The sequence below is a fragment of the Arthrobacter livingstonensis genome (genome assembly GCF_003219815.1).
Lineage (GTDB): Bacteria > Actinomycetota > Actinomycetes > Actinomycetales > Micrococcaceae > Specibacter > Specibacter livingstonensis.
This window is the reverse complement of the sequence record NZ_QJVD01000067.1, coordinates 1-4764: the sequence shown is the minus strand read 5'-3', so window position 1 is coordinate 4764 and position 4764 is coordinate 1. Positions and strand designations below refer to the sequence as shown.

The 4764-nt window shown below is 59.3% G+C and carries 2 protein-coding genes and 1 pseudogene; 2 read left to right on the top strand and 1 reads right to left on the bottom strand.

Annotation, left to right across the window (positions count from 1 at the left end):
* Positions 1-41: 41 nt before the first annotated feature.
* Complete coding sequence (locus CVV68_RS22590; protein WP_110503227.1) at positions 42-1478, top strand: APC family permease; 1437 nt, start codon at positions 42-44, stop codon at positions 1476-1478.
* Between the two features lie 755 nt (positions 1479-2233).
* Here CVV68_RS22590 and istA read toward each other — a convergent pair.
* Positions 2234-3565: pseudogene (gene istA / locus CVV68_RS22585) on the bottom strand (IS21 family transposase); the annotation flags it as partial.
* Positions 3566-3960: 395 nt separating this feature from the next.
* On the opposite strand from istA, the gene CVV68_RS25035 reads away from it, so the two are divergent.
* Complete coding sequence (locus CVV68_RS25035; RefSeq protein WP_110503225.1) at positions 3961-4659, top strand: transposase; 699 nt, start codon at positions 3961-3963, stop codon at positions 4657-4659.
* The last annotated feature ends 105 nt before the right edge of the window (positions 4660-4764 follow it).

The window sequence follows — 4764 nt, the reverse complement described above, 5'->3', positions numbered from 1 at the left end:
ACTAGAAAATCAGACGACTTTACGTTGTAAGGGAGATTGTTATGAGTGAAAAACGTTTGAATGGAGACGATCACCTGGAAAGGTCGATCGACTGGAAGCAGGGTCTGGCCATTGCGCTGGGTGTGCCTTTGCTGATTCTGCCCTCTCTAGGCTATATTCCGCTTTACATGTCGGCCGCAGCCATCCTTATCTGGGGATTATCGGTCCTTCAGGGTTTCATGCAAAGCACCGCCTATGCCGAAATGGCCACCACCTTTACCAAAGCCTCTGGCCTGCCGGGCATCGCGCAGCATGTTTTTCGCACCGAAAATTACCAGGGGAAGTATGATAAGGGCAAGCTGATCGGCGGCTTCAGCGCCTGGAGCTACTGGTTTGCCTGGACACCGGTGCTGGCGATCTTTTCCATCTTGGTCGGCGGTTACCTTCATGGGCTGTTTCCGGTGCTGGGCGAGACCTTTACTGAGTATCAGCTGTCTTTGATGGCAGGTGTGGTGATTTTCACCGGATTGTTCGTGGTGAACTGGTTTGGCCTCAAGGATGGCGCCAAGCTGGGTTACATCCTGGCGGCTTTATCTCTGATACCACTGGTCATCCTGGCCGTGGCTCCTTTTGCTACCGGACACGTTGAACTGTCCAATATCACCGGCAGCTGGTGGCCGACTGACTGGGCCTGGGATCTGCACCATGTCCTGATTCTCCTTGGTATCTTCGCGATCGCCCAGTGGAGTGCGTGTGCCTGGGAAACTGCAGCCATCTACGGTCCTGAATACAAAAATCCGTCCAAGGATGTCCCCAAAGCGTTGTTTGCCTGCGGCATCATCTGCTTCCTCTTGTTTGTATTGGTGCAATCTTCAGTGATCGGTGTACTGGGTGTTAGGGGTGTACTGGCCGAACCTGTGTCGCCCCTGATTCCTGTCGCCCAAGCTGCCTTTGGCCAAGCTGGCTCCATGATCACTATCATCATGTTGATCTTTGCCATGATACTGATCATTCAAACGGCATACCTGGGTTCTTCCCGCGCCATGCACTCCATGGCGACGGAAGGCAATCTTCCCAAGTCCCTCGGAAAATTGAACCGCCACGGAACTCCGTTTGTTGCCATGCTGGTCATCGGAGCCTTCAACCTGGTACTGATTTCCCTGGGAAACCCTGCGTCAATTGTTGCGGCCTCGGCGATTGGTTATACTTTTGCCAACGGCATAAGCCTGTTCGCCTACGTCAGGGCCAAAAAGCACCCTGCCTTTGCTGATCTGGAAAGGCCTTTCAAAGCACCCAAAAACTGGAAAAATGTTGCCATGGTCTTTGGCCTGTTCAATGTCCCCCTGTGTTTGATCGGCCTAGTCTACCTAAACAGCCTTGAGGTCGGCTGGACCTCAACCCTAATTGGCTTCATCGTATTGGCGCTTTATATCCCTATCTGGCTGTATTCCCAGCACGAATCCAGACTATCGAATAATAAAGTGACGGTTGGCGTTTGAGGACTCTTCAGAATTGAGAGTGTGGCCAGCGCTGCGGTACCAGGGATCCGGAGCGGGAGTTGTTTCGGCTGAGGCGACGGCCTTGGAGAGAACCGGATTGTCTAGATCGTGATTCTTCCACCCCCAGGCCGCCGTCTTCAGCGCTACCTACTGCCCCTTACCTGACCACACCCGGCCGCGTCGACAGGCTCGGTCTCGATGTGGCCGGGCAGCATCTAGGCCCGGATGGTGCCGTCCTTTCCCGCCGTGTTTGTTGATCCTAATGACTGGCGCCGGAAGGGTGGGTGCCAGGGCGTTCCCTGGGACACGAAGATCCGCCAGCTGGGCCATTAGCCGATCGTTCGGCGCCCAACCACACTGCTGGTGCACACCCGGCACTACTGATGTACTGGGTGTTGACAGGTGTGGCAGCCAGATCCGTCGAAGGCTGCCGGCCACAGGCTAAAACTCTCCCGCCGCGGACTGCGTTGGGTTTGGAAGGGATCGTGTGCCAACACCGTACAGTCGCCCGGGTGGCCGAGGCGCTGGGCGCAACCTCGAATGTAGCTATCAACGCCGTTCTTGCCGAGGGGCCGTGTGGAGTGATCGATGACCCGCGCCGCTTCGACTGCGTGAAAGTCATTGGCACCGACGAACATGTCTGAGGGGCACACTCGCAGCGGAGACAAGTACATCGCTGTCGTCATTGATCTCACCCCGATCCGGGAGACCGCACCGCCCCCTCCCGGCCACTGGACGCGGACGAGGGCCGCTGCGTCTCCGCGTTGGATCAGGGTGTCGGCGGCGGCCACCGCGGCGTCGAAGCCTGCCGCCGGGCAGGCCGCCTCCACGGCGTTGAACAGGCGGCGCCGATCGGTGGCTGTTGCCTTGTCCAGCCAGTCGCGCACCGGGTCGGTGACCAGTGCCCGCAACGGGGAATGCGACCACGCCCCCGGTTTGGTCACCAGCAACGGGACCAGGGATGCAGGGTCGAAAATCGTCTCGGCCTGCCGGCCGAAGACGCGCGGGAATGTGCGGACCGGTGCGGAATGCTCATCAAGGATCTGCACCAGCTCATGTCCCAACCCCACGGTCAGCAGCCGCCCATGGAAGGCGGGCCCGGCCGCGTACGTGTTTCCGTCAACGAGCAGGTTTCCGGTCTTGTCGGCCTTCCGGGACTCGTAGCGCACCGCATCGAAACCGACCCCCGGCAACTCCAGGGACGCCGCCACGTCCTGGGCGAACAGCTCACCCAAGGGCAGGCCCTTGCGATAGTGCACGGTGGTGGCCAGGGCGTCGCAGCGGGCCATCAGGACCTTGTTGAGCCCGTCCAGGGTGGCGGCCTCCGGCTCGGGGACCATGAAGTTCCGGCGCAGGAACCCCACCGCGTTTTCCACGCTGCCCTTCTCATGTCCGGAGTACGGATTGCAATACCTAGATTCAGAGCGGTAGTGGGCCTTGAACGCAGCGAACAAACTCGTCTCGGTCACCCGGGTTCCCACCCGATTTCCGATACCGGTGGCGTTATCGAAGACCATGTGCCTCGGCACGGCCCCGATGTGCTCGAACACGGTGCGCAGCCCATGGGCGACGCACTCGGAGGTCTCGCCCCGATACGCCTGCACGAAGCGCATGTTTGAGAACGGGAAGGACACCACAAAGATGTGCAGGACCTGTCGGATCCCGGCGATGATCGCCTCCGCCTGGCCGAAATCGACCTGCACCGTGCCGGCCGGCCACACCAACTCCGTGAACCCCTCCCCGGCGGTCCGGTTCAGCGCCGTCCACTTCTTCACGAAGCGCTGCACCGGGGAATAGGTGCCGATGAAACCATGCTCCTCCCGGAGCCGGTCAAAGACCCGCTTGGCCGTATGCCGCTGCTTGCGTGGGCGGCGTGCATCTTCGCCCAACCACCGCTCAATGATGTGCTCGAACCCCGTCAACACCGACGCGCCGGCCCTGGCCAACGAGGTTGGTGGTGCAGGGGAGAAATCCTGTTGCCCGGCGTATTTAGCCACCGAGGTCCGACTAACGCCCAGCCTCCGGGCGATCTCACGCGCAGGGACTCCCCGGGAGTCCAATTTTCTGATATTTTCTTGTAACGACATGGGTACCGTCATCTGCTTTCCAGCCCTTCCGGCGCACACGCTTTGCAATGGCAGCGCCGTAAGGAACTTATCTGTGGGTGGCGGGCCCATGTCCCTGACACACTGGGCAAGGCCCCGAACCACGGGTGATCTCTATCGCCAAGCCAGCCCCGAAACCTTGATTCCACGAAGATATGACTGGCCTAATTCTTACCGCTCTTTTGGCCTAAAATGGGCCACCAACTTGGCACACATTCTCGGCTGAAACGGCCTACAAATAGTTGATCACACACACCAGGCGTTCCGCGGGCACTGTGAGGACACCGCGGGCGGGCAGCTGACCCGCTTTACAAAGTCCCAAGGGCACTGGACCCCGGCGCCGACCTGTTCACAGACAAAACAACGTCCTCGAAGCCTTGATCGCCACCCATACGCATGTTGAAGTTGAAGCTAGCCGGGTCATCTATCAGCACATAAATACCGCCTGCCGGGAACCGTGCAGTGTCCAAAGACGCAAGCAGATGCGGGTGGTCGATTCCCTCAGCACAGCCGTGGCGGCCGCACTCACGGAGTCCAAAACGATGGCCCGGACGCTCAAGCGCAGGGCAGAAGACGTTCTGGCCTACTTCGAGCGATCCGAAACATCCAACGGGCCCACTAAAGCGATCAATGTCCGGCTGGAGCATCTCTGGGGCTCAGCCCTCGGCTTCCGAAGCCTCGCGAACTGTGTCGCAAAATCGCTCCAAAAATCCTGTCGGATTCAGCCAGACCCCTGCCACACCCTCTATTCTGAAGCACCGGAAAATGCCACCCCAGATGAACGTCGGCGGGTTCGCTATTTGAACCTATACCTGTCAGCCTTCCCGGGCACCGACCCGCGGCTCAGCGAGACTGCTGTTGTTCCCAGCACCGATCGGCGTCAGTGCTCACCAACATCCTGCGAACGACGAAGGACAGAGAGCCGCCGGCAAGGTATCGACCCCAGGCCGTACCCAGGCCTGGCACGAGTCCCAGTTTCGGCTCGGGGCGACCACTTCACTGCTCACTCACCAATGGCCTGCCCGTTAGGCACTGGCTCCTGGCGGGCACGCCAGCCTCATATACGCGAGGGATGACTGAAATAAAAACATTTAATTTTAAAATGTCTGGACTATATGAATTATGAGGCGTAGTTTTGCAGTCAGGAAGAAACGCACGTGACCGGCATCACCTCGGCGGGG

Excerpts from the sequence above, each read along its gene's own strand:
- CVV68_RS22590 (WP_110503227.1), top strand. The coding sequence starts at position 42 with ATGAGTGAAAAACGTTTGAATGGAGACGATCACCTGGAAAGGTCGATC.